Origin of the sequence: Hydrogenophaga crocea, from assembly GCF_011388215.1 — a bacterium.
GTDB lineage: Bacteria > Pseudomonadota > Gammaproteobacteria > Burkholderiales > Burkholderiaceae_C > Hydrogenophaga > Hydrogenophaga crocea.
The window spans coordinates 975,895-994,835 of sequence record NZ_CP049989.1 but is presented as its reverse complement, the minus strand read 5'-3'; the positions used below and the strand labels follow the sequence as shown (position 1 = coordinate 994,835).

The following is an 18,941-nucleotide window of genomic DNA, read 5'->3' as shown; positions in this document are numbered from 1 at the left end:
GGCGCGGGCCAGCAGCGCTACAGCGTGGCCCGGATCTGTTCCACCAGCGCCAGCGCCGGGGGCGTGAGGCCCCGGCCGCGCCGGGTGACGATGCAGATGTCGCGCGACACGCGTGGCGCCGACAGCGGCCGCACCGCGAGCGCGCCCGCGGGCGCGGTGCGCGCATAGGCCGCGGGCATGATGGCCGCGGCCAGGCCGGCGCGCGCCATCCACAGCGCGGTCGACAGAAAGCTCACCTCGTGCACCACGCGCAGCCGCACGCCCGCGCGCGCGGCGCTGGCATCGATCAGCGGCCGCACGCCGTAGCCGGGTCGCACGGTGATCAGCGCCTGCTCGGCCAGATCGGCCCAGCGCAGCCGGCGCCGCGCGGCCAGCGGGTGCGTGGGGTGGCACACCAGCGCGAGGTGGTCGCGCACCAGGGTCTCGGTGTCCACGTCGGCGCCGGCCTGCTCGGGCACGCCGATGCCGAAATCGGCCTGCGCGCCCACCACGCGGGCCACGAACTGGTCGGGCGCGCAATCGTCCACGGCCACATGGATGCCCGGGTGGCGCTCTCGAAAGCGCAGCAGAGCCTCGGGCAGCAGCAGCTCGGCCAACGTGGGCGTGATGGCCAGCGCCACGCGGCCGCGGCGCAGCGCCGACAACTCGCGCATGCCCGCGCCCAGGGTGTCGGCATCGCGCAGGATGCGCTCGGCCAGCACGATGGCCTCGTGCGCCGCCTGCGTGGGCTCCAGCGTGCGCGTGGTGCGCTCGAACAGGCGCGCGCCCAGGCCGTCTTCGAGCTGGCGCAGCGACAGGCTCACCGCCGACTGCGTGACCGCGAGCTGCTCGGCCGCGGCGCTCACCTTGCGCAGGTGGTACACGGCGGCGAAAGCGCGCAGCTGGCGCATGGTGGGCAGGAAGCGGGTGTCGGTATTCACGAGAAAAACTTGTCAATCGTTCGATAAGTTTCACTTTACGCATGAATGCGAAGCGGATGCAATGGGTGCTGCGATCGCCGAACAACACCAGGAGACAAGACCATGACCGCACCCACCCGGCGCCACGCGCTGCGCGCCACCCTGGCCGCCGCGGCGCTGCTCGCGCTGCACGGCACCGCCGCCGCCCAGGAACCGGCCTGGCCGACCAAGCCGATCCGCGTGATCGTCACCTTCCCGCCGGGCGGCAGTTCGGACGCCATCGTGCGCGCCATCGGCCCGCACGTGAGCGCCAAGCTCGGCCAGCCCCTGGTGATCGAGAACCGCCCCGGTGCGGGCGGCAACATCGGTCTGGCCGCCGTGGCCAAGGCCGAACCCGACGGCCACACCCTGGGCCTGGGCGCCGCGGGCGGCCTGTCGGCCAACGTGAGCCTGTACCCGCAGATGCCCTACGACCCGGTGAAGGATTTCAAGCCGGTCTCGCTGGTGGCCATGATTCCCTTCGTGCTGGTGGGCCACCCCTCGCTGGGCGCGCGCACCCAGGCCGAGCTGATCGCGCTGGCCAAGCGCGAGCCCGCCAAGGTGAGCCTGGGCCACGGCGGCAACGGCACGGCCATGCACCTCACGGCCTCGCTGTTCGAGCAGATGGCGGGCGTGAAGATCACGCAGATCGCCTACCGCGGATCGGGCCCGGCCGCGGTCGACGCGCTGGCCGGCCAGATCCCGCTCGCGGTGACCGACCTGCCCGCCGCGCTGCAGCACGTGCGCGCGGGCAAGCTGATCGCCTACTCGGTCACGAGCGCCAAACGCGTGCCCGCGCTGCCCGATGTGCCCACCGTGGCCGAGGCCGGACTGCCGGGCTACGAATCGGTGGGCTGGTTCGGCATCGTCGCGCCCGCGGCCACGCCCGACGCCATCGTGAACAAGCTCAACGCGGCCATCGTGGACGCGCTCAACGACCCGGCCATCCAGGCCAGCGTCCGCAACATCGGCGTGGAACCCGCGCCCTCCACCCCCAAGGCCTTCGGCGACTACATCCGCAGCGAAACCGTGAAGTGGGGCCAGGTGATCCGCAACGCCGGCATCAAGCTCGAATGAAACCCTCCGCCATGCACACCCCCGCTACCGATGCTTTCGACACCGACGTGCTCGTGGTGGGCGCGGGCCCCGTGGGCCTCACGCTCGCCATGGACCTCGCGGGCCGCGGCCTGCGCGTCACCGTGGCCGAGCTGCGCGCCTACATGGAGCCGCCCAGCGTCAAGTGCAACCACGTCGCGGCGCGCACCATGGAGCGCTTTCGCCAGCTCGGCGTGGCCGACAAGCTGCGCCGCGCCGGCCTGCCCGACGAGCACCCCAACGACGTGGTGTTCCGCACCACGATGACGGGCCTGGAGCTCACGCGCATCCCCATCCCGAACCGGCTCGAACGCTTCACCGACAACGGCGGCCCCGACACCTGGTGGCCCACGCCCGAGCCGCCGCACCGCATCAACCAGATCTACCTCGAACCCATCCTGCTCGAACACGCCGCGGCCCTGCCCGGCGTGACGCTGCTCAACCGCACGCGCATGGACGGTTTCGAACAGGACGCGCAGGGCGTGAACGCCACGCTGCAAGCGCTCGACGGCGGTGCGCCCCGGCGCGTGCGCGCGCGCTACCTGGTGGGCTGCGACGGCGGCTCTTCGGGCGTGCGCAAGGCGATCGGCGCGCAGTTCGAGGGCACGGCGGTGATCCAGCGCGTGCAGTCCACCCACATCCGCGCGCCCGGCCTGCTCGAGCGCCTGCCCGGCGAGCGCGCCTGGTGCTACTACGCGGTGAACCCGCGCCGCTGCGGCACGGTGTTCGCCATCGACGGCCGCGAGACCTGGCTGGTGCACAACCACCTGCATCCGCACGAGACCGAGTTCGACGCGGTCGACCGCGACCAGAGCATCCGCCACATCCTGGGCGTGGGCGCCGATTTCGAGTACGAGGTGATCTCGCGCGAAGACTGGGTGGGCCGCCGCCTGGTGGCCAACCGCTTCCGCGACCGCCGCGTGTTCATTGCCGGCGACGCCGCGCACCTGTGGGTGCCCTACGCGGGCTACGGCATGAACGCCGGCATCGCCGACGCGCTCAACCTCTCGTGGCTGCTGGCCGCGCAGGTCCAGGGCTGGGCCGACCCGGCCATGCTCGACGCCTACGAGGCCGAGCGCCAGCCCATCACCGAGCAGGTCTCGCGCTTCGCCATGGACCACGCGCAGAAGATGATCAAGGCGCGCAGCGCGGTGCCGCCCAACATCGAGGCCGACGACGCCGCGGGCGCGGCCGAGCGCGCGCGCATCGGCGACGAGGCCTACCGGCTCAACGTGCAGCAGTTCTGCTGCGCGGGCCTGAACTTCGGCTACTACTACAGCGGCTCGCCCATCATCGCGGGCGACGGTGAAGCGCCGCCGCCCTACTCCATGGGCGACTTCACGCCGTCCACCGTGCCGGGCTGCCGCGCGCCGCACTTCTGGCTGGCCGACGGCCGCTCGCTCTACGACGCCTTCGGCCCCGGCTACACCTTGCTGGTCACCCGGCCCGGCGCCGACGCCGCGGCCCTCACCGAGGCCGCGGCCGCCGCGGGCGTGCCGCTGCGGGTGCTCGACGTGTCGGCCGAAGCCGCGCGCCCGGCCGAGTACCGCCACGCGCTGCTGCTGTGCCGGCCCGACCAGCACGTGGTCTGGCGCGGCCAGGCCGTGCCCGCCGACGCGGCCGCGCTGGTGCAGCGCTTGCGCGGCGCCGCACCGGGCAGCGCGTTCACCCCGGGCAACGTGGCCGAGGCCGAACGTTCAGTTTCCTGAACACGCGGGCCGCGCGCGCGCCGGCAAGTCCTTGATCTGAAACGCCCCGGGCCGCGCCAGCGGTCCGGCACGGCGCTTGCGCTGTTCGGGCAGTACCTAGCCCGGACCGCCCATGCCCCTCACCCTTGCCGTTGCCCTTGCCCTGCTCGGTGCCCCCGTGCTGTGGGCCTTGCTGCGCTGGCGCGCCGCGCTCGCCGGCCTGGCCTGGCTGCTGCCCGCGGCGCTGTTCGTGGTCTTCGCCACGCGCTGGGCGCCGGTGCGAGACAGCGGCGCCGTGGTCGAGCTCTGGCCCTGGATCCCGAGCCTGGGCATTTCGCTCGCGCTGCGCGCCGACGGCCTGTCGCTGCTGTTCGCGCTGCTGATCACCGGCATCGGCACGTTCATCTTCCTGTACGCCGCGCGCTACCTGCACGGCCACGCCGACCTCGCGCGCTTCTTCGCGCGGCTCACGCTGTTCATGGGCGCCATGCTGGGTGCGGTGCTGGCCGACGACCTGATCGCGCTGCTGGTGTTCTGGGAGCTCACCAGCCTCGCGTCCTTCCTGCTGATCGGCTTCACGCCCGAGCAGGCGGCCTCGCGCCGCTCGGCCCAGCAGGGCCTGCTGATCACCGTGGGCGGCGGGCTCGCGCTGCTCGCGGGCGCGGTGCTGCTGGGCCAGGCCACGGGCACGCTGCGCGTGTCCGAGCTGCTGGCCATGGGCAGCCTGGCCGAACTGCCCGCCGCGCCCTGGATCATCGTGCTGGTGGCGCTGGGCGCGTTCGCCAAGTCGGCCCAGGTGCCGCTGCACGCCTGGCTGCCCAACGCCATGGTCGCGCCCACGCCGGTGTCGGCCTTCCTGCACTCGGCCACCATGGTCAAGCTCGGCGTGTACCTGCTCGCGCGGCTCAACCCGGCCTTCGGCGAACACGCCCTGTGGACCGGCCTGCTGCTCACCGCGGGCCTGGCCACCATGCTCACCGGCGCGCTGCTCTCGCTGCGCGAGACCGACCTCAAGCGCGTGCTCGCCTACTCCACCGTGGTGTCGCTGGGCACGCTGGTCACGCTGATCGCCCTGCCGCACCCGCTGGCCGCGTCCGCGCTGGTGGCCTTCCTCATCGTGCACGCGCTCTACAAGGCCTGCCTGTTCATGGTGGCCGGCATCGTCGACCACGAGGCCGGCACGCGCGACAGCACGCAGCTGCGCGGCCTGGCGCGGCGCATGCCGCTGACCGCGGGCATCGCGCTGCTCGCGGGCCTGTCCATGGCGGGCCTGCCGCCCTTCGTGGGCTTCGTGGCCAAGGAACTGGTGTACGAGGCCCAGCTCACCGCCACCGCTTCGTGGCTGCCGGTGGCCATCGCCATCGCGGCCAACGCGGTGATGGTGGCCGTGGCCGGCGTGGTCACGGTGCGCACCTTCTGGGGCCCGCTGCGGCCCACGCCGCAGACGCCGCACGACCCGCCGCTGGCGCTGTGGCTGGGCCCCGCGCTGCTGGCCGCGCTGGGCCTGGTGCTCGGCCTGGCCCCGGGCCTGGCGGGCGCGCTGGTGGCCAGCGCCGCCAGCGCGGTGGCCGGCCACGCCACCGGCGCCACGCTGTCGCTGTGGCACGGGCTCACGCCCATGCTCGCGCTGAGCGCGCTGACCTTCGCACTGGGCCTGGCGATCCTGCGCGGCTGGGACCGGCTGCACCGCGTGCTGGTGGCGCGCGAGGCGATCCGCCGCCACGGGCCCGATGCCGCCTACGACCGCGCCATGAACGGCCTTGCGCGCCTGGCCACCTGGCAGACGCAGCGCATCCAGAGCGGCAGCCTGCGCCGCTACGTGGGGGCCACGCTCGCGGTGGTGGGCCTGGCCCTGGGCGCCACGCTGTTCACGCAGGGCGCGCTGGCCTGGCCTTCGCTGGCCGGCGCGGCCTCGCTGCACGCGCTGCTGCCCGCGCTGCTGGTGCTGGCCGCGCTGGCGGTGGTGCGCGCCGAGGGCTTCGTGCGCGGCATCGTGGCCGCGGGCATGGTGGGCTTCGGGCTCGCGCTGGTGTTCCTGTTCCACGGCGCGCCCGACCTCGCCTTCACCCAGTTCTCGGTCGAGGCCGTGGCCATCGTGGTGCTATTGGCGGTGGTCGCGCGCATGCCCTTTGCCACGCCCGACCGGCGCCCGGCCGGCCAGCGCCGCCGCGACGCGCTGATCGCGATCGGCTTCGCCGCGGTGGCCACGCTGGTGCTGCTGTCGGTGCTGGCCACACCCTTCGACGCGCGCCTGTCCGACTTCTTCCACGCCGCGAGCGTGCCCGAGGCCCACGGCCGCAACCTGGTGAACGTGATCATCGTGGACTTCCGCGCGCTCGACACGCTGGGCGAGATCACGGTGCTCGCGCTCGCGGCGCTGGCCGCGGCCGCGGTGCTCGCGGGCACGCGCCGCCGCGCCGCCGACCGAGCGGAGGACACCGAATGAACTCGCCCATCCTGGCCGTGGCCGGCCGCGTGCTGCTGCCGCTGGCCCTGCTGTTCTCGCTCTACCTGCTCTGGCGCGGCCACAACGAGCCCGGCGGCGGCTTCGTGGGCGGCCTGGTGGCCGCGGCCGGCTTCACGGTGCACGCGCTGCCGCGCGGGCGCGAGGCGCTGCTGCGCGCGCTGCGCTGGCCGCCCACCGGCATTGCCGCCACGGGCCTGGTGCTCGCGCTGCTCTCGGGCCTGCCCGCGCTGCTGGGTGACAGCGCCTTCCTCACGCACCAGTGGCACTTCTGGCCCAACGGCTTCGGCCTGGGCACCACGCTGCTGTTCGACATCGGCGTGTACCTCGCGGTGCTCGGCGCGGTTTGTGCCTTCGTGGGCTTCTACCTCGGCGACGACGCCGCCCCCTGACCATGGAAACCCTCTACGCCCTGGCCTTCGGCGTGCTGCTGGCGGCCGCGCTCTACCTGCTGATGTCGCGCCACCTGCTGCGCATGGTGCTGGGCCTGCTGCTGCTGGGCAACGCGGTGAACCTGGCCATCTTCGTGGCGGGCCGCCTGGGTTCGGCCGTGCCGCCGCTGGTGCCCGAAGGCGCGAGCGGCCTGGCCGTCAGCGCCAACCCGCTGCCGCAGGCGCTGATCCTCACGGCCATCGTCATCTCGTTCTCGCTCGTGGCCTTCACCGTGGTGCTGTTCGAGCGCGCCCACCACGCGCTCGGCACCACCGACCCCGACGCCATGCGCGAGGCCGAGCCCGCCCGGGGAGAGACAGCATGACGCCGTTGTCGCCGCACCTGCTGCTCACGCTGCCCGTGGCCGTGCCGCTGGCCACGCTCGCGCTGTGCGCGCTGCTGCACAGCCGGCCGCGTGCCCAGCGCGCGGTGAGTCTGCTGGGCAGTGCGGGCCTGCTGCTCGCGAGCCTGCTGCTGCTGGGCGCCGTGTTCGACGGCGCGGTGATCGCCACCCAGTTCGGCGACTGGGCCGCGCCCTTCGGCATCAGCTTCGCGGCCGATCTGCTGAGCGCGGCCATGGTGGTCATCACCGGGCTGATGGCGGTGGCGGTGTCGGTCTACGCGCTGGCCGACGGCGCGCGCGAACGCGAGCGCGCGGGTTTTCATCCGCTCTACCACGGCCTGCTGCTGGGCGTGACGGGCGCCTTCCTCACGGGCGACCTGTTCAACCTCTACGTGTGGTTCGAGATCATGCTGATCGCCTCGTTCGGCCTGCTGGTGCAGGGCGGCACGCGCGCGCAGCTCGACGCGGGCGTGAAGTACGTGGTGCTCAACCTGCTGGTGACCACGCTGTTCCTGCTCGGCGTGGGCCTGCTCTACGGCCTCACCGGCACGCTCAACATGGCCGACCTCGCGCGCAGCCTGCCGCAGGTGCAGAACCAGGGCCTGGTGGCCACGCTGGCGGTGCTGTTCCTGCTGGCCTTCGGCGCCAAGGCCGCGGTGTTCCCGCTGTTCTTCTGGCTGCCCGCGGCGTACCACACGGCGAGCGCGCCGGTGGTGGCGATCTTCGCGGCGCTGCTCACCAAGGTCGGCGTGTACGCGCTGCTGCGCTGCTTCACCCTGGTGTTCGCGGGCGTGCACGGCCTCATCGGCCCGGTGGTGGGCGTGCTGGCCGCGCTCACCATGGTCACGGGCGTGCTGGGCGCGGCCGCGCACTACGACGTGCGGCGCATCCTGTCGTTCCACATCGTGAGCCAGATCGGCTACATGCTCGTGGGCCTGGCCGTGGCCACGCCGCTGGCCATCGCGGGCGCGGTGCTCTACGTGCTGCACCACATCGTGGTCAAGGCCAACCTGTTCCTGATCGCGGGCGTGCTGCGCGTGGCCGGTGGCTCCTACGACCTCAAGCGCATCGGCGGCCTGCACCGCAGCGCGCCCCTGCTCGCGCTGCTGTTCGTGGTGCCCGCGCTCTCGCTCGCGGGCCTGCCGCCGCTGTCGGGCTTCTGGGCCAAGTTCGTGGTGATCCGCTCGAGCCTGGAGGCCGGGCACGTGGCACTGGCGGTGACCGCGCTGGCGGTGGGCGCGCTCACGCTGTACTCGATGCTGAAGATCTGGAACGAGGCCTTCTGGAAAGCGCCCACCGCGCTCTCGCAGCAGGCCGCCGGTGCCTGGCGCGACCGCGGCCGCGAGCGCGTGCTGCTGCTCGCGCCGGTGGCGGCGCTGGCCGGCATCACGCTCACCATCGGCCTGTGGAGCGAGCCCTTCGTGGATTTCGCGCTGCGCTCGGCCGACCAGTTGCTGGGCCACGAGGCCTACACGCAGGCGGTGCTCGGGAACGCGGCGCCCGTGACCGCCCCACCTGCGCCGCCGGAGGAGCTGCTGCCATGAGACCCCTGCTTGGACGCGCGCGCGCCTGGTGCGTGCTGGCCGCCCTGTTCGCGCGCGAGCTGCTGTTCTCGGTGCGCGACGTGGTGCAGGCGGTGCTGCGGCCGCAGCGGGTGCAGCGCAGCGGCATCGTGGCCGTGCCGCTGTCGCTGCAGAGCGAGTTCGGCGTGGCCTTACTGGCCAACCTGGTCACGCTCACGCCCGGCACCACCAGCCTGCACGTGTGCCCGCGCCGGCGCGTGCTCTACGTGCACGCCCTGCACCTGGGCGAGGACACGGTGGCCCAGATCCAGCGCGGCTTCGAGCGGCGCGTGAAGGAGTGCGTGGAATGAACGACACCCTGCTGCAGGCGGTGATCGCCCTGAGCGCGCTGCTGCTGGCCGCAGCCGCGCTGGCGGCGGGCGTGCGCATCGTGCGCGGCCCGGCCGCGGCCGACCGCGTGATCGCGCTCGACATGCTGGGCCTGCTCGGCGTGGCCGCCGCGGGCCTGGCCGCGCTGGTGTCCGACGCGCCGGCCTTCGTGGACGTGGCGCTCGGCGTGGCGCTGGTGGGCTTCCTGGCCACGGTGGCTTTCGCGGGCTTCATCGCGCGCGGCCGGCTGGCCGAGGGGCCGCAGCAGGCGCCCGGAGACATGCCATGAACGCGCTGGTCGAAACCCTGGGCGCGCTGCTGCTGCTGGCCGGCGCGCTGCTGTGCCTGCTGGCCGCCGTGGGCGTGCTGCGCCTGCCCGATTTTTTCCTGCGCACGCACGCCGCCACCAAGGCCGGCGTGGCCGGCAGCGGCCTGGTGCTGCTGGGCGTGGCCGCGCTGCTGGGCGAGCCCGGCGTGTGGCTCAAGGCCGCGCTGGCGGTGCTGTTCCTGCTGCTCACCACGCCGGTGGCGGGCCACCTGATCGGCCGTGCGGGCTACGTGAGCGGCGTGCCGCTGTGGCGCGGCACGCACGAGGACGCGCTGGCCGGTGTGCTGCCGCGCGCCGGCGAGCCGGACGCCGAAGCGGATGGGGATGGCCACGCGGACGGCCCGCCGGTGCAGCGCGTGGTGCTCGCGCTCGCGCACGGCCCCTTCATCGACGCCGCGATCGCGCAGGCGGTGCTGCTGGCGCAGCGGCACGGCGCCGAGCTGCACGGTGTGGCCGTGATCGACGTGCCGCGGCTGCAGAACGTGGGCCCGGTGCCGATCGGCGCCGGCTGGCACGCGCAGCGCATGCGCGAGCACCGCATCGCCCAGGCGCGCCGCGCGGCGGCCGACGTGCTGCAGCGCTTCGAGGCCGCGGCGCGCGCCAGCGGGCTGCGCTGGAGCGCCCGCCTCGACGAAGGCGCGCCGCGCGCGCTGCTGCGCGAGCGCTGCGACGCCCACACCCAGCTCGTGCTGGCGGCGGGGGCCTGGTTCGACCAGGGCGTGCTCGGCCTGCGCGTGGACGTGGCGCAGCGCCTGGACCTCGCGCTGCCGCGGCCCTTGCGGGTGCTGGGCTGAGCCGCACGGCCACGGCGTCTACGATCGGGGCATGCCCCGACATGCCCTGATGCGCTGGCTGCAACGCCTGCCCATGACCGCCCGCCTGCCCCTGGCGCTGGTGGCGGTGGTGCTCGTGACGGCGCTGGGCACCACGCAGATCGCGCTGCAGGGCCTGCTCAACCAGGTCGAGGCGCAGATCGGGCGCACCGGGCAGGTCTACCTCGACGGCATGGCCGCGGGCCTGCTGCCGCCGGTGATGCGCGCAGACACCGAAGGCATGCGGCGCGCGCTCGACGAATCGCTGCGCATGCACCAGGGCCTGGTGGACCGCCACCTGTTCCTGCTCGACGCGCAGGGCCGCATCCTGGCCCGCGCCGACCGCGCCGGCCTGCCCGACGCGCCGCTGCCCGCCGAGGTGGTTCAGCGGCCGCGGGGCGCGCGCATCGACACCGCCGACAGCAGCTACTGGGTGTGGCGGCCGCTGGCCGACGAGCGCCTGGCGCGCGGCGGCCAGCCCGGCGCGCTGACCGTGGTGGCCAACCTCGACCTCACCGACTACGTGGCCGAGCGGCGTGCGCTGTGGTGGCGCGTGGCCGCGTTCAACCTCGCCATCGGCCTGGGCTGCGCCGGCCTGGGCCTGTGGGTGCTGCGCCGGCTGCAGCGCCCGCTGGACCTGCTCACGCGCCACCTGCAGCAGACCGGCGAGGCCGGCCCCGCGCCGGTGCCGGCCGACCAGGTGCCCGCGGGTGACGGCGAAACCGCGCGGCTGCTGCGCGCCTACAACCGCATGGCCCTGGCCGCGCGCGAGCGCGAGGCGCTGATCGCGCGCATGGCCGAGCAGGAACGCGAGGCCGTGCTCGGCCGCCTCGCGGCCACGCTCGCGCACGAGGTGCGCAACCCGCTCGCGGGCGTGGTCACCGCGGTGGACACGCTGCGCAAGTTCGGCGACCGGCCCGACACCCGCGAAGAAGCGCTCGATTTCATGGAGCGCGGCCTGCGCGTGCTCGGCGGCGTGGTCGACGCCACGCTGGCCACGCACCGCCCCGCGAGCGAGCCGCGCGCCTTCGGTCCGCAGGACCTGAGCGACCTGCAGCGCCTGCTGCAGCCGCACGCGCAGCGCGCCGGCGTGCTGCTGGAGATCGACGGCGCGCCCGCGCACGAGCTGCCGCTGGCCGGCGGCGAGGTGCGCCAGGTGCTGCTCAACCTCATGCTCAACGCCATCGAGGCCTCGGCGCCCGGCAGCCGCGTGAGCCTGCACTGCGAGCCGCTGCCCGACCGGCTGCTGCTGCGCGTGACCGACGAAGGCCCGGGCCTGCCCGCGCCAGTGGCCGACAGCCTGGAGCGCGGGCAGCCACCCGAGCAGGCCGCGGGCCTGGGCGTGGCCGTGGTGGTGCGGCTGGTGCAGCGCCTGCGCGGCCGCGTGGCCGTGGATGCACACTCGGGCCGCGGCACGCACATCCGGCTCGAACTGCCCTTCGACGACGGCCCTGCCGCCGACACCGACCTCCCATGACCCCCACCGACGCCCCCCTCCACGTGCTGCTGATCGAGGACGACGCCGTGCTCGGCGGCGCGCTCGCGCAGCGCCTGCGGCTCGAAGGTTTTCGCGTCGAGCACGCGGTGAACGCCGCGCAGGCCCTGGCCGCGCTGCGCCAGGCCCGGCCCGATTTCGTGCTCAGCGACATCCGCCTGCCCGACGGCTCGGGCGAAGACCTGTACCGGCGCGCGCTGCCCCACCTGGGCGACACGCCCATCGTGTTCGCCACCGCCTTCGCCGAGGTGGGCCAGGCGGTGCGCCTCATGCGCGCCGGCGCCGACGACTACCTGACCAAGCCCTTCGACGTCGAACGCCTGGTGCAGCGCATCCGCGAGCTGGTGCCCGCGCGGCGCGAGCCCGGTGCGGCGCCCCAGGGCTTCGGCCTGTCGCCGGCCACCGCGCGGCTCGCGGCCGATCTCGAGCGCCTGGCCGGCCGCGACGTGCCCGTGCTGCTGCGCGGCGAAACCGGCGTGGGCAAGGAGGTGGCGGCGCGCGTGCTGCACGAGCGCTCGGCGCGCGCCGCCGAGCCCTTCGTGGCCGTGAATTGCGCCGCGGTGCCGCGCGAGCTCATGGAAAGCCAGTTCTTCGGCCACGAGCGCGGCGCCTTCACGGGCGCCACGGGCGCGCACGCGGGCTGGTTCGAAGAGGCCGGCGCGGGCACGCTGTTCCTCGACGAGATCGGCGAGCTCGATCCGCGGCTGCAGGCCGCGCTGCTGCGCGTGCTTCAAGACGGCGTCTTTCGCCGGCTCGGCGGCCGCCAGGACCTGCGCTTTCGCGGCCGCCTCGTGGCCGCCACCAACGCCGACCTCGGCGCGCGCATCGCGGCGCGCGAATTCCGCGAAGACCTGTACTACCGGCTCGCGGTGGTCGAGCTCTGGGTGCCGCCGCTGCGCGAGCGGCCGGCCGAGGTGCTGGCGCTTGCGCAGGGCTTTGCGCAGCAGGCCGCGCAGCGCCAGGGCCTGGCCGCGCCCGCGCTGGCCGCCGAGGCCCAGGCCGCGCTGCTGGCCCACGACTGGCCGGGCAATGTGCGCGAGCTGCGCAACCGCGTCGAACGCGCGCTGGCGCTGGCCGAGGGCGACACCCTGGGCAGCGCCGACCTGTTCCCCGAACGCGCGCTCGACGAGCCCGCCGGCGCGCCCGCCACGCTGGCCAGCGCGCGCGAGCAGGCCGAGCTGGCGCAGATCGAGCGCGCGCTCGAACTCTCGGGCGGACGGCTGGCCGAGGCCGCGCAGCGCCTGGGCGTGTCGCGCACCACGCTCTGGAAGCGGCGCAAGAAGCTGCTCGGCGAGGGAGCGCGGCAGTCAGGTTGAGGTCAGATGAAGACATCTGAAAGCAGGTTCAAAGCACTTGCCGGGCACATGCCGGGCATTTGAAGGGGCTTGGCCCATCGCCGCTTAGACTCGGGGGATGCCCTTTTCCCTCTTCCTGTTGCTGTTGCTCCCCTTCGTGGGTTGCGGCGTGGCGGCCCTGCTGCCCACGAACGCGCGCAACCTCGAGTCCCTGTGGGCCGCGCTGGTGGCCCTCGGGGTGGCCGTTCCCCTCGCCCTGCTCTATCCCGAGATACGCGACGGCGCCGTGCTGACCGAGCGCCTGGCCTGGCTGCCCTCGCTGGGCATGGACCTGGTCGTGCGCATCGACGGCTTCGCCTGGATGTTCGCGATGCTGGTCAGCGCCATGGGCCTGCTGGTGATCGTGTACGCGCGCTACTACCTCTCGCCCGACGACCCGGCCGCGCGCTTCTATTCGCTGCTGCTGGGCTTCATGGGCGCCATGCTGGGCGTGGTGCTCTCGGGCAACCTGGTGCAGCTGGTGGTGTTCTGGGAGCTCACCAGCGTGTTCTCGTTCCTGCTGATCGGCTACTGGACGCACCGCAAGGACGCGCGGCGCGGCGCGCGCATGGCCTTCACCGTCACCGCCACCGGCGGGCTGTGCCTGCTGGCCGGCGTGCTGCTGCTGGGCCACATCGTGGGCAGCCTGGAGCTCGACGCCGTGCTCAAGGCCGGCGCGGCGGTGCGCGAGCACGCGCTGTACACGCCCGCGCTGCTGCTCATCCTGCTGGGCGCGCTGAGCAAGAGCGCGCAGTTCCCGTTCCACTTCTGGCTGCCGCACGCCATGGCCGCGCCCACGCCGGTGTCGGCCTACCTGCACTCGGCCACCATGGTGAAGGCCGGCGTGTTCCTGCTGGCGCGGCTGTGGCCGGTGCTCGCGGGCACGCCCGAGTGGTTCTGGATCGTGGGCGGCGCGGGCCTGGCCACGCTGCTGCTCGGTGCGTACGCGGCCATGTTCCAGAACGACCTCAAGGGCCTGCTCGCGTACTCCACCATCAGCCACCTGGGCCTGATCACGCTGCTGCTGGGCCTGAACAGCCCGCTGGCCGCGGTGGCCGCGGTCTTCCACATGATGAACCACGCGACCTTCAAGGCCTCGCTGTTCATGTCGGTGGGCATCATCGACCACGAGACCGGCACGCGCGACATGCGCCGCCTCGACGGCCTGTACCGCAGCATGCCCGTCACCGGCACGCTGGCCATCGTGGCCTGCGCGGCCATGGCCGGCGTGCCGCTGCTCAACGGCTTCCTGTCCAAAGAAATGTTCTTCGCCGAGACCGTGTTCGTGAGCGCGAGCCCGCTGATCGAACACGGCCTGCCGCTGCTGGCCACGCTCGCGGGCCTGTTCGCGGTGGTGTATTCGCTGCGCTTCGGGCACGACGTGTTCTTCGGCGCCCCGCCCGACTGCCCGCGCCAGCCCCACGAGCCCGTGCACTGGATGCGCGTGCCCGTGGAGCTGCTGGTGCTCGCCTGCGTGGTGGTGGGCACGCTGCCGGCCTGGTCCATCGGGCCGCTGCTGGCCACCGCGGCCACGCCCGTGGTGGGCGGCGACCTGCCCGCCTACAGCCTGGCGGTCTGGCACGGCTTCAACACGCCGCTGGTGATGAGCCTGATCGCCACCGCGGGCGGCCTGGTGGTGTACCTGCTGTTCGCGCAGCGCTTCAAAAACCGCGACAGCAGCCGCGCGCCCGGCCTGTTCGGGCTCGATGGCAAGCGCGTGTTCGAGGGCCTCATCGCCCTGCTGTCGGACGGTGCGCGCCGCGGCGTGCGCTGGCTTGGCACGCGGCGTCTGCAGCCCCAGCTCGCGGCCATGATCGTGATCGCCGGCCTCGCGGGCCTGGGCTCGGCGCTGATCGTGCCGCTGGCCTGGGGCGATCGCCCGCGCGTGCCGCTGGCGCCCGAGTTCGTGCTGCTGTGGGCGATCGGCGGCGCCTGCGCGCTGGGCGCGGCGGTTCAGGCCAAGTTCCACCGGCTGGCCGCGCTGATCATGCTCGGCGTGGTGGGTCTGGCGGTGTGCATCACCTTCGCCTGGTTCTCTGCGCCCGACCTCGCGCTCACGCAGCTCGCGGTCGAGGTGGTGACCCTGGTGCTGTTCCTGCTCGGCCTGCGCTGGATGCCCAAGCGGCTCGAGGACGAGCCCGGCACCATGGCGCGCACCTACTGGCGCCGCCGCCGCGACCTGCTGATCGCGGTGCTGATCGGCGTGGGCCTGGCCGCGCTGTCGTACGCGCTGCTCACGCGCAAGGCGCCGCTGTCGATCTCGCCCTTCTTCATCGAAAAGGCCCTGCCCGAAGGCGGCGGCACCAACATCGTCAACGTGATGCTGGTCGACTTCCGCGCCTTCGACACGCTGGGCGAGATCACGGTGCTGGGCATCGTGGGCATCACGGTGTACGCGCTGCTGCGGCGCTTCCGTCCGCCCATGGAGGTGATCGACCGGCCCGCGCAGCAGCGGGCGGTGCCGCAGAACGTGGAGAGCGACCTCGTCACGCGCGAGGACGGCGACACGCCGCAGCGCTACCTCGAAGTGCCCGCGGTGCTGGTGCGCCTGCTGCTGCCGGTGGCCGCGGTGTTCGCCTTCCACCTGTTCATGCGCGGCCACAACGAGCCCGGTGGCGGCTTCGTGGCCGGCCTGGTGGTGGCCATCGCCTTCATCGCGCAGTACATGGTGAGCGGCACGCGCTGGGTCGAAGACCGCATGCGCCTGCTGCCGCCGCGCTGGATCGCCTACGGCATGGCCATCGCGCTGGCCACCGGCCTAGGCTCGCTGGCGCTGGGCTACCCCTTCCTCACCACGCACACGGCGCACGTCACCTGGCCGCTGGTGGGCGAGGTGCACCTGCCCACGGCCGCGCTGTTCGACGTGGGCGTGTTCGCCGTGGTGGTGGGCTCGACGCTGCTGCTGCTGACGGCGATCGCCCACCAATCGCTGCGCGCGCGCCGCCAGCAGGCGGCGCAGGAGGACGACGCGCAGGCGCCCGAACCGCCGGCCCCGCCCACCCCCACCGTGAAAGGAGCCGTCTGATGGAAATCGTCGTCTCGATCGCCATCGGCATCATGGCCGGCGCGGGCGTGTGGCTGGTGCTGCGCCCCCGCACCTTCCAGGTGCTGATCGGCCTGGCGCTGTTGTCCTACGCGGTCAACCTGTTCATCTTCAGCGTCGGCAGCCTGTCGGTCGACGCCGAGCCCATCGTGCGCGCCGGCGTGCCGGCCGACCTCACCAACTACACCGACCCGCTGCCGCAGGCCCTGGTGCTCACCGCCATCGTGATCGGCTTCGCCACCACCGCGCTGTACCTGGTGGTGCTGCTGGCGCTGCGCGGCCTCTCGGGGGGTGACCACGTCGACGGCCAGGAGGAACGGTCTTGATCCCCGCCACCGCACACCTCCTCGTGGCCCCGGTGCTGCTGCCCATGGGCACGGCCGCGCTCATGCTCATGCTGGGCGAAGGCAACCGCCGCCTCAAGGCGGTGATCAACACCGCGTCCACGCTGACCGGCCTGCTGCTGGCCGTGTGGCTGCTACTGCGCGTGCAGGCCGACGGCACCGCCGCGCTCGGCGTGTACCTGCCGGGCAACTGGCCCGTGCCCTTCGGCATCGTGCTCGTGGCCGACCCGCTCGCCGTGTTCATGGCCGTGCTCGCGGGCGCCGTGGGCCTGGCCGCGCTGCTGTTCGCGCTCGCGCGCTGGCAGCACGCGGGCGTGTACTTCCACGTGCTGTTCCAGCTGCAGCTCATGGGCCTGTACGGCGCCTTCCTCACCGGTGACCTGTTCAACCTGTTCGTGTTCTTCGAGGTGCTGCTGGCCGCCAGCTACGGCCTGCTGCTGCACGGCGGCGGGCTGGCGCGGGTGCGCGCGGGCCTGCACTACATCTCGATCAACCTGCTGGCCTCGCTGCTGTTCCTGATCGGGGTGGCGGTGATCTACGGCGTCACGGGCACGCTGAACATGGCCGACATCGCGGCCAAGATCGCGCTGATCCCGCCCGGCGACCGCGGCCTGCTGCACGCGGGTGCGGCCATCCTGGCGGTCGCCTTCCTGGCCAAGGCCGCGCTGTGGCCGCTCAACTTCTGGCTGCCGCCGGCCTATGGCGCGGCCAGCGCGCCCTCGGCCGCGGTGTTCGCCATCCTCACCAAGGTGGGCGTGTACGCCATCCTGCGCCTGTGGACGCTGTGCTTCCCGGCCGACGCGGGCGGCGCGTCGGCGGGCTTCGGCGGCCCGGTGCTGGTCTGGGGCGGCCTGGCCACGCTGGCCTTCGGCGCCATCGGCATGCTGGCCTCGCAGCAGCTCGGGCGGCTCGCGGGCTACAGCGTGATCGCCTCATCGGGCACGCTGATCGCGGCCATCGGCTTCGACGCGCCCGCGCTCACCAGCGGCGCGCTGTTCTACCTCGCGAGCTCCACGCTCGCGGGCTGTGCGCTGTTCCTGCTGGTCGAGCTGATCGAGCGCGCGCGCGAGGTCGAAGAAGGCCCCGAGGACCTCGACGACGGCAACTACGCGCTGCCGGCCTTCCTCGACGCCGAGCCGCCCAAGGGCATCAACCTCGACGACAACGAAGAGGCGCTGATCGGCCGCGCCATCCCCGCGGCGCTGGCCTTCCTGGGCGTGGCCTTCACGGTCTGCGCCATGGTGATCGCGGGCCTGCCGCCGCTCTCGGGCTTCGTGAGCAAGCTCAGCATGCTGCAGGCCCTGCTCGATCTGGGCAGCGCGCCGGCCTGGTGGCTGTTCACGCTGCTGATCGGCTCGGGCCTGTTCGCGGCCATCGCGCTCATGCGCGTGGGCGTGCGCCACTTCTGGACTGCGCAGGACCGGCCCGCGCCGCGCCTGCGCGTGGTCGAGACGCTGCCGATCGCGGCGCTGCTGGCCGCCGCGCTGCTGCTGGTGGCGCAGGCCGAGGCGGTGCTGGGCTACACCCGCGCCACCGCCGAGGTGCTGCACGCGCCGCGCCTGTACATCGACGCCGTGCTGGGCACGCGCACCGTGCCCAACCCGGTCAAAGGAGCGCAGCCATGAAGCGCCTGATCCCTTCGCCCTGGCTGTCCTTCGGTCTATTCCTGGGCTGGCTCATGCTCAACCGCAGCACCAGCGCGGGCCAGCTGCTGCTGGGCCTGGTCGTGGCCATCGTGGCGCCGCTGCTGATGGCGCCGCTGCGGCCCACGCCCGGCCCGCTGAGCCGCTGGCTCACGCTGGCGCAACTGATCGCGCGCGTGGGCCGCGACGTGGTGGTGTCGGCGATCCAGGTGGCCGCGGGCGTGGTGCGCCTGCGCCGCGAGCCGCCGCGCGGCCGCTTCGTGGTGGTGCCGCTCGACCTGCGCGACACGCACGGCCTGGCCGCGCTGGCCATGATCACCGCGGTGGTGCCGGGCACGGTGTGGACCGAGCTCGCACCCGACAACGGCGCACTGCTGCTGCACGTGTTCGACCTCGACGACGAAGCCGCCTTCATCGCCCATTTCAAGGCCGACTACGAGCGGCCGCTCCAGGAGATCTTCGGATGAGCCCTTTCCTCTCGATCGCGATCGGCGCGACGCTGGTGCTCTACCTCGTCGCCATGGGCATCGGCCTGATGCGCCTCTTCAAGGGCCCGAGCGCGCAGGACCGCGTGCTCGCGGTCGACTTCATGTACGTCGTGGGCATGCTGGTCATGCTCGTGCTCGCCATCCGCTACGACAGCGAGATGTACTTCGAGGGCGCGCTGCTGATGGTGCTGTTCGGCTTCATCGGCTCGGTGGCGCTGGCCAAGTTCCTGCTGCGCGGCGAGGTGATTGAATGACGCTGCCGCCCTGGTCCGAAATCGCCGTGGGCCTGCTGCTGCTGGCCAGCGGTGTCGTGGTGCTGCTGGCCGCGCTGGGTCTGCGCCGCCTGCCCGATTTCTTCTCGCGCATGCACGCGCCGGCGCTGGCGTCCACGCTGGGCGCGTGGATCGTCACGCTCGCGTCCATCCTGCACTTCAGCACGCGCGGCCACGGGCTGTCGCTGCACGTGTGGCTGATCATCATCGTGCTGTCCATCACCGCGCCGGTGACCACCATCGTGCTCGCGCGCGCCGCGCTGTTTCGCCGCCGCCAGGCCGGCGACGCGCTGCCGCCGCCGCTGCGCGGGCCGCACTGAGCGGGCCGCG

18 protein-coding genes are annotated in these 18,941 nt (G+C 73.3%); 17 read left to right on the top strand and 1 reads right to left on the bottom strand.

The genetic code is table 11. The features are described 5' to 3' along the window. Nucleotides 1-17: 17 nt before the first annotated feature. A complete protein-coding gene (locus tag G9Q37_RS04765; protein ID WP_240936517.1) occupies nucleotides 18-920 on the bottom strand; it encodes a LysR family transcriptional regulator in 903 nt (300 codons plus the stop codon). A 102-nt stretch (nucleotides 921-1,022) separates the two neighbouring features. Between G9Q37_RS04765 and G9Q37_RS04760 the strand changes: the two genes are divergently transcribed. The 17 genes from G9Q37_RS04760 (at nucleotide 1,023) to G9Q37_RS04680 (ending at nucleotide 18,931) form a co-directional block, all read left to right on the top strand. Next, complete coding sequence (locus tag G9Q37_RS04760; RefSeq protein WP_166225304.1) at nucleotides 1,023-2,015, top strand: Bug family tripartite tricarboxylate transporter substrate binding protein; 993 nt, start codon at nucleotides 1,023-1,025, stop codon at nucleotides 2,013-2,015. Nucleotides 2,016-2,026: 11 nt separating this feature from the next. After that, nucleotides 2,027-3,742, top strand: coding sequence for an FAD-dependent oxidoreductase (locus G9Q37_RS04755; protein ID WP_166225301.1), 1,716 nt, complete (start codon nucleotides 2,027-2,029; stop codon nucleotides 3,740-3,742). 112 nt (nucleotides 3,743-3,854) lie between these two features. Further along, on the top strand, nucleotides 3,855-6,167 hold the full coding sequence (mbhE, locus tag G9Q37_RS04750) for a hydrogen gas-evolving membrane-bound hydrogenase subunit E (protein ID WP_166225298.1): 2,313 nt from the start codon (nucleotides 3,855-3,857) through the stop codon (nucleotides 6,165-6,167). Then, nucleotides 6,164-6,577 (top strand): MnhB domain-containing protein, encoded by a 414-nt coding sequence (locus G9Q37_RS04745; protein ID WP_166225295.1) that lies wholly within the window; start codon nucleotides 6,164-6,166, stop codon nucleotides 6,575-6,577. The genes mbhE and G9Q37_RS04745 overlap by 4 nt, the downstream gene beginning before the upstream one ends. Before the next feature lie 2 nt (nucleotides 6,578-6,579). Further along, nucleotides 6,580-6,942: an NADH-quinone oxidoreductase subunit K gene (locus tag G9Q37_RS04740; protein WP_166225292.1), complete on the top strand. Its 363-nt coding sequence runs from the start codon at nucleotides 6,580-6,582 to the stop codon at nucleotides 6,940-6,942. Then, entirely contained in the window at nucleotides 6,939-8,504 is a 1,566-nt protein-coding gene (locus G9Q37_RS04735) for a Na+/H+ antiporter subunit D (RefSeq protein ID WP_166225289.1), read from the top strand. The genes G9Q37_RS04740 and G9Q37_RS04735 overlap by 4 nt, the downstream gene beginning before the upstream one ends. Next, nucleotides 8,501-8,833: a Na+/H+ antiporter subunit E gene (locus G9Q37_RS04730; protein ID WP_166225286.1), complete on the top strand. Its 333-nt coding sequence runs from the start codon at nucleotides 8,501-8,503 to the stop codon at nucleotides 8,831-8,833. Before G9Q37_RS04735 ends, G9Q37_RS04730 begins: the two co-directional genes overlap by 4 nt. Next, nucleotides 8,830-9,141 carry an MrpF/PhaF family protein gene (locus G9Q37_RS04725; RefSeq protein ID WP_166225283.1) on the top strand — a complete coding sequence of 104 codons (312 nt, stop codon included), beginning with the start codon at nucleotides 8,830-8,832 and terminating at the stop codon, nucleotides 9,139-9,141. Before G9Q37_RS04730 ends, G9Q37_RS04725 begins: the two co-directional genes overlap by 4 nt. Then, nucleotides 9,138-9,974, top strand: coding sequence for a monovalent cation/H(+) antiporter subunit G (gene mnhG / locus G9Q37_RS04720; protein WP_166225281.1), 837 nt, complete (start codon nucleotides 9,138-9,140; stop codon nucleotides 9,972-9,974). The genes G9Q37_RS04725 and mnhG overlap by 4 nt, the downstream gene beginning before the upstream one ends. Nucleotides 9,975-10,005: 31 nt before the next feature. Then, nucleotides 10,006-11,469: a sensor histidine kinase gene (locus G9Q37_RS04715; protein ID WP_166225278.1), complete on the top strand. Its 1,464-nt coding sequence runs from the start codon at nucleotides 10,006-10,008 to the stop codon at nucleotides 11,467-11,469. Further along, on the top strand, nucleotides 11,466-12,803 hold the full coding sequence (locus G9Q37_RS04710; RefSeq protein ID WP_166225275.1) for a sigma-54-dependent transcriptional regulator: 1,338 nt from the start codon (nucleotides 11,466-11,468) through the stop codon (nucleotides 12,801-12,803). The genes G9Q37_RS04715 and G9Q37_RS04710 overlap by 4 nt, the downstream gene beginning before the upstream one ends. A 97-nt stretch (nucleotides 12,804-12,900) precedes the next feature. Next, entirely contained in the window at nucleotides 12,901-15,846 is a 2,946-nt protein-coding gene (locus tag G9Q37_RS04705) for a monovalent cation/H+ antiporter subunit A (protein WP_166225272.1), read from the top strand. Next, nucleotides 15,846-16,190: a Na+/H+ antiporter subunit C gene (locus G9Q37_RS04700; RefSeq protein WP_166225270.1), complete on the top strand. Its 345-nt coding sequence runs from the start codon at nucleotides 15,846-15,848 to the stop codon at nucleotides 16,188-16,190. The genes G9Q37_RS04705 and G9Q37_RS04700 overlap by 1 nt, the downstream gene beginning before the upstream one ends. Before the next feature lie 44 nt (nucleotides 16,191-16,234). After that, complete coding sequence (locus G9Q37_RS04695) at nucleotides 16,235-17,833, top strand: monovalent cation/H+ antiporter subunit D (protein WP_205710760.1); 1,599 nt, start codon at nucleotides 16,235-16,237, stop codon at nucleotides 17,831-17,833. Beyond that, nucleotides 17,830-18,318: a Na+/H+ antiporter subunit E gene (locus tag G9Q37_RS04690; RefSeq protein WP_166225267.1), complete on the top strand. Its 489-nt coding sequence runs from the start codon at nucleotides 17,830-17,832 to the stop codon at nucleotides 18,316-18,318. Before G9Q37_RS04695 ends, G9Q37_RS04690 begins: the two co-directional genes overlap by 4 nt. Continuing rightward, nucleotides 18,315-18,593, top strand: a complete 279-nt coding sequence (locus tag G9Q37_RS04685) for a K+/H+ antiporter subunit F (RefSeq protein WP_166225264.1) — start codon at nucleotides 18,315-18,317, stop codon at nucleotides 18,591-18,593. Before G9Q37_RS04690 ends, G9Q37_RS04685 begins: the two co-directional genes overlap by 4 nt. Beyond that, nucleotides 18,590-18,931 (top strand): Na+/H+ antiporter subunit G, encoded by a 342-nt coding sequence (locus G9Q37_RS04680; protein WP_205710722.1) that lies wholly within the window; start codon nucleotides 18,590-18,592, stop codon nucleotides 18,929-18,931. The genes G9Q37_RS04685 and G9Q37_RS04680 overlap by 4 nt, the downstream gene beginning before the upstream one ends. Nucleotides 18,932-18,941: the final 10 nt, after the last annotated feature.

Bases quoted from the DNA above. Each gene is read 5' to 3' on its own strand.
- G9Q37_RS04760 (WP_166225304.1), top strand. From the start codon at position 1,023: ATGACCGCACCCACCCGGCGCCACGCGCTGCGCGCCACCCTGGCCGCC.
- G9Q37_RS04755 (WP_166225301.1), top strand. From the start codon at position 2,027: ATGCACACCCCCGCTACCGATGCTTTCGACACCGACGTGCTCGTGGTG.
- mbhE (WP_166225298.1), top strand. From the start codon at position 3,855: ATGCCCCTCACCCTTGCCGTTGCCCTTGCCCTGCTCGGTGCCCCCGTG.
- G9Q37_RS04745 (WP_166225295.1), top strand. From the start codon at position 6,164: ATGAACTCGCCCATCCTGGCCGTGGCCGGCCGCGTGCTGCTGCCGCTG.
- G9Q37_RS04740 (WP_166225292.1), top strand. From the start codon at position 6,580: ATGGAAACCCTCTACGCCCTGGCCTTCGGCGTGCTGCTGGCGGCCGCG.
- G9Q37_RS04735 (WP_166225289.1), top strand. From the start codon at position 6,939: ATGACGCCGTTGTCGCCGCACCTGCTGCTCACGCTGCCCGTGGCCGTG.
- G9Q37_RS04730 (WP_166225286.1), top strand. From the start codon at position 8,501: ATGAGACCCCTGCTTGGACGCGCGCGCGCCTGGTGCGTGCTGGCCGCC.
- G9Q37_RS04725 (WP_166225283.1), top strand. From the start codon at position 8,830: ATGAACGACACCCTGCTGCAGGCGGTGATCGCCCTGAGCGCGCTGCTG.
- mnhG (WP_166225281.1), top strand. From the start codon at position 9,138: ATGAACGCGCTGGTCGAAACCCTGGGCGCGCTGCTGCTGCTGGCCGGC.
- G9Q37_RS04715 (WP_166225278.1), top strand. From the start codon at position 10,006: ATGCCCCGACATGCCCTGATGCGCTGGCTGCAACGCCTGCCCATGACC.
- G9Q37_RS04710 (WP_166225275.1), top strand. From the start codon at position 11,466: ATGACCCCCACCGACGCCCCCCTCCACGTGCTGCTGATCGAGGACGAC.
- G9Q37_RS04705 (WP_166225272.1), top strand. From the start codon at position 12,901: ATGCCCTTTTCCCTCTTCCTGTTGCTGTTGCTCCCCTTCGTGGGTTGC.
- G9Q37_RS04700 (WP_166225270.1), top strand. From the start codon at position 15,846: ATGGAAATCGTCGTCTCGATCGCCATCGGCATCATGGCCGGCGCGGGC.
- G9Q37_RS04695 (WP_205710760.1), top strand. From the start codon at position 16,235: ATGGGCACGGCCGCGCTCATGCTCATGCTGGGCGAAGGCAACCGCCGC.
- G9Q37_RS04690 (WP_166225267.1), top strand. From the start codon at position 17,830: ATGAAGCGCCTGATCCCTTCGCCCTGGCTGTCCTTCGGTCTATTCCTG.
- G9Q37_RS04685 (WP_166225264.1), top strand. From the start codon at position 18,315: ATGAGCCCTTTCCTCTCGATCGCGATCGGCGCGACGCTGGTGCTCTAC.
- G9Q37_RS04680 (WP_205710722.1), top strand. From the start codon at position 18,590: ATGACGCTGCCGCCCTGGTCCGAAATCGCCGTGGGCCTGCTGCTGCTG.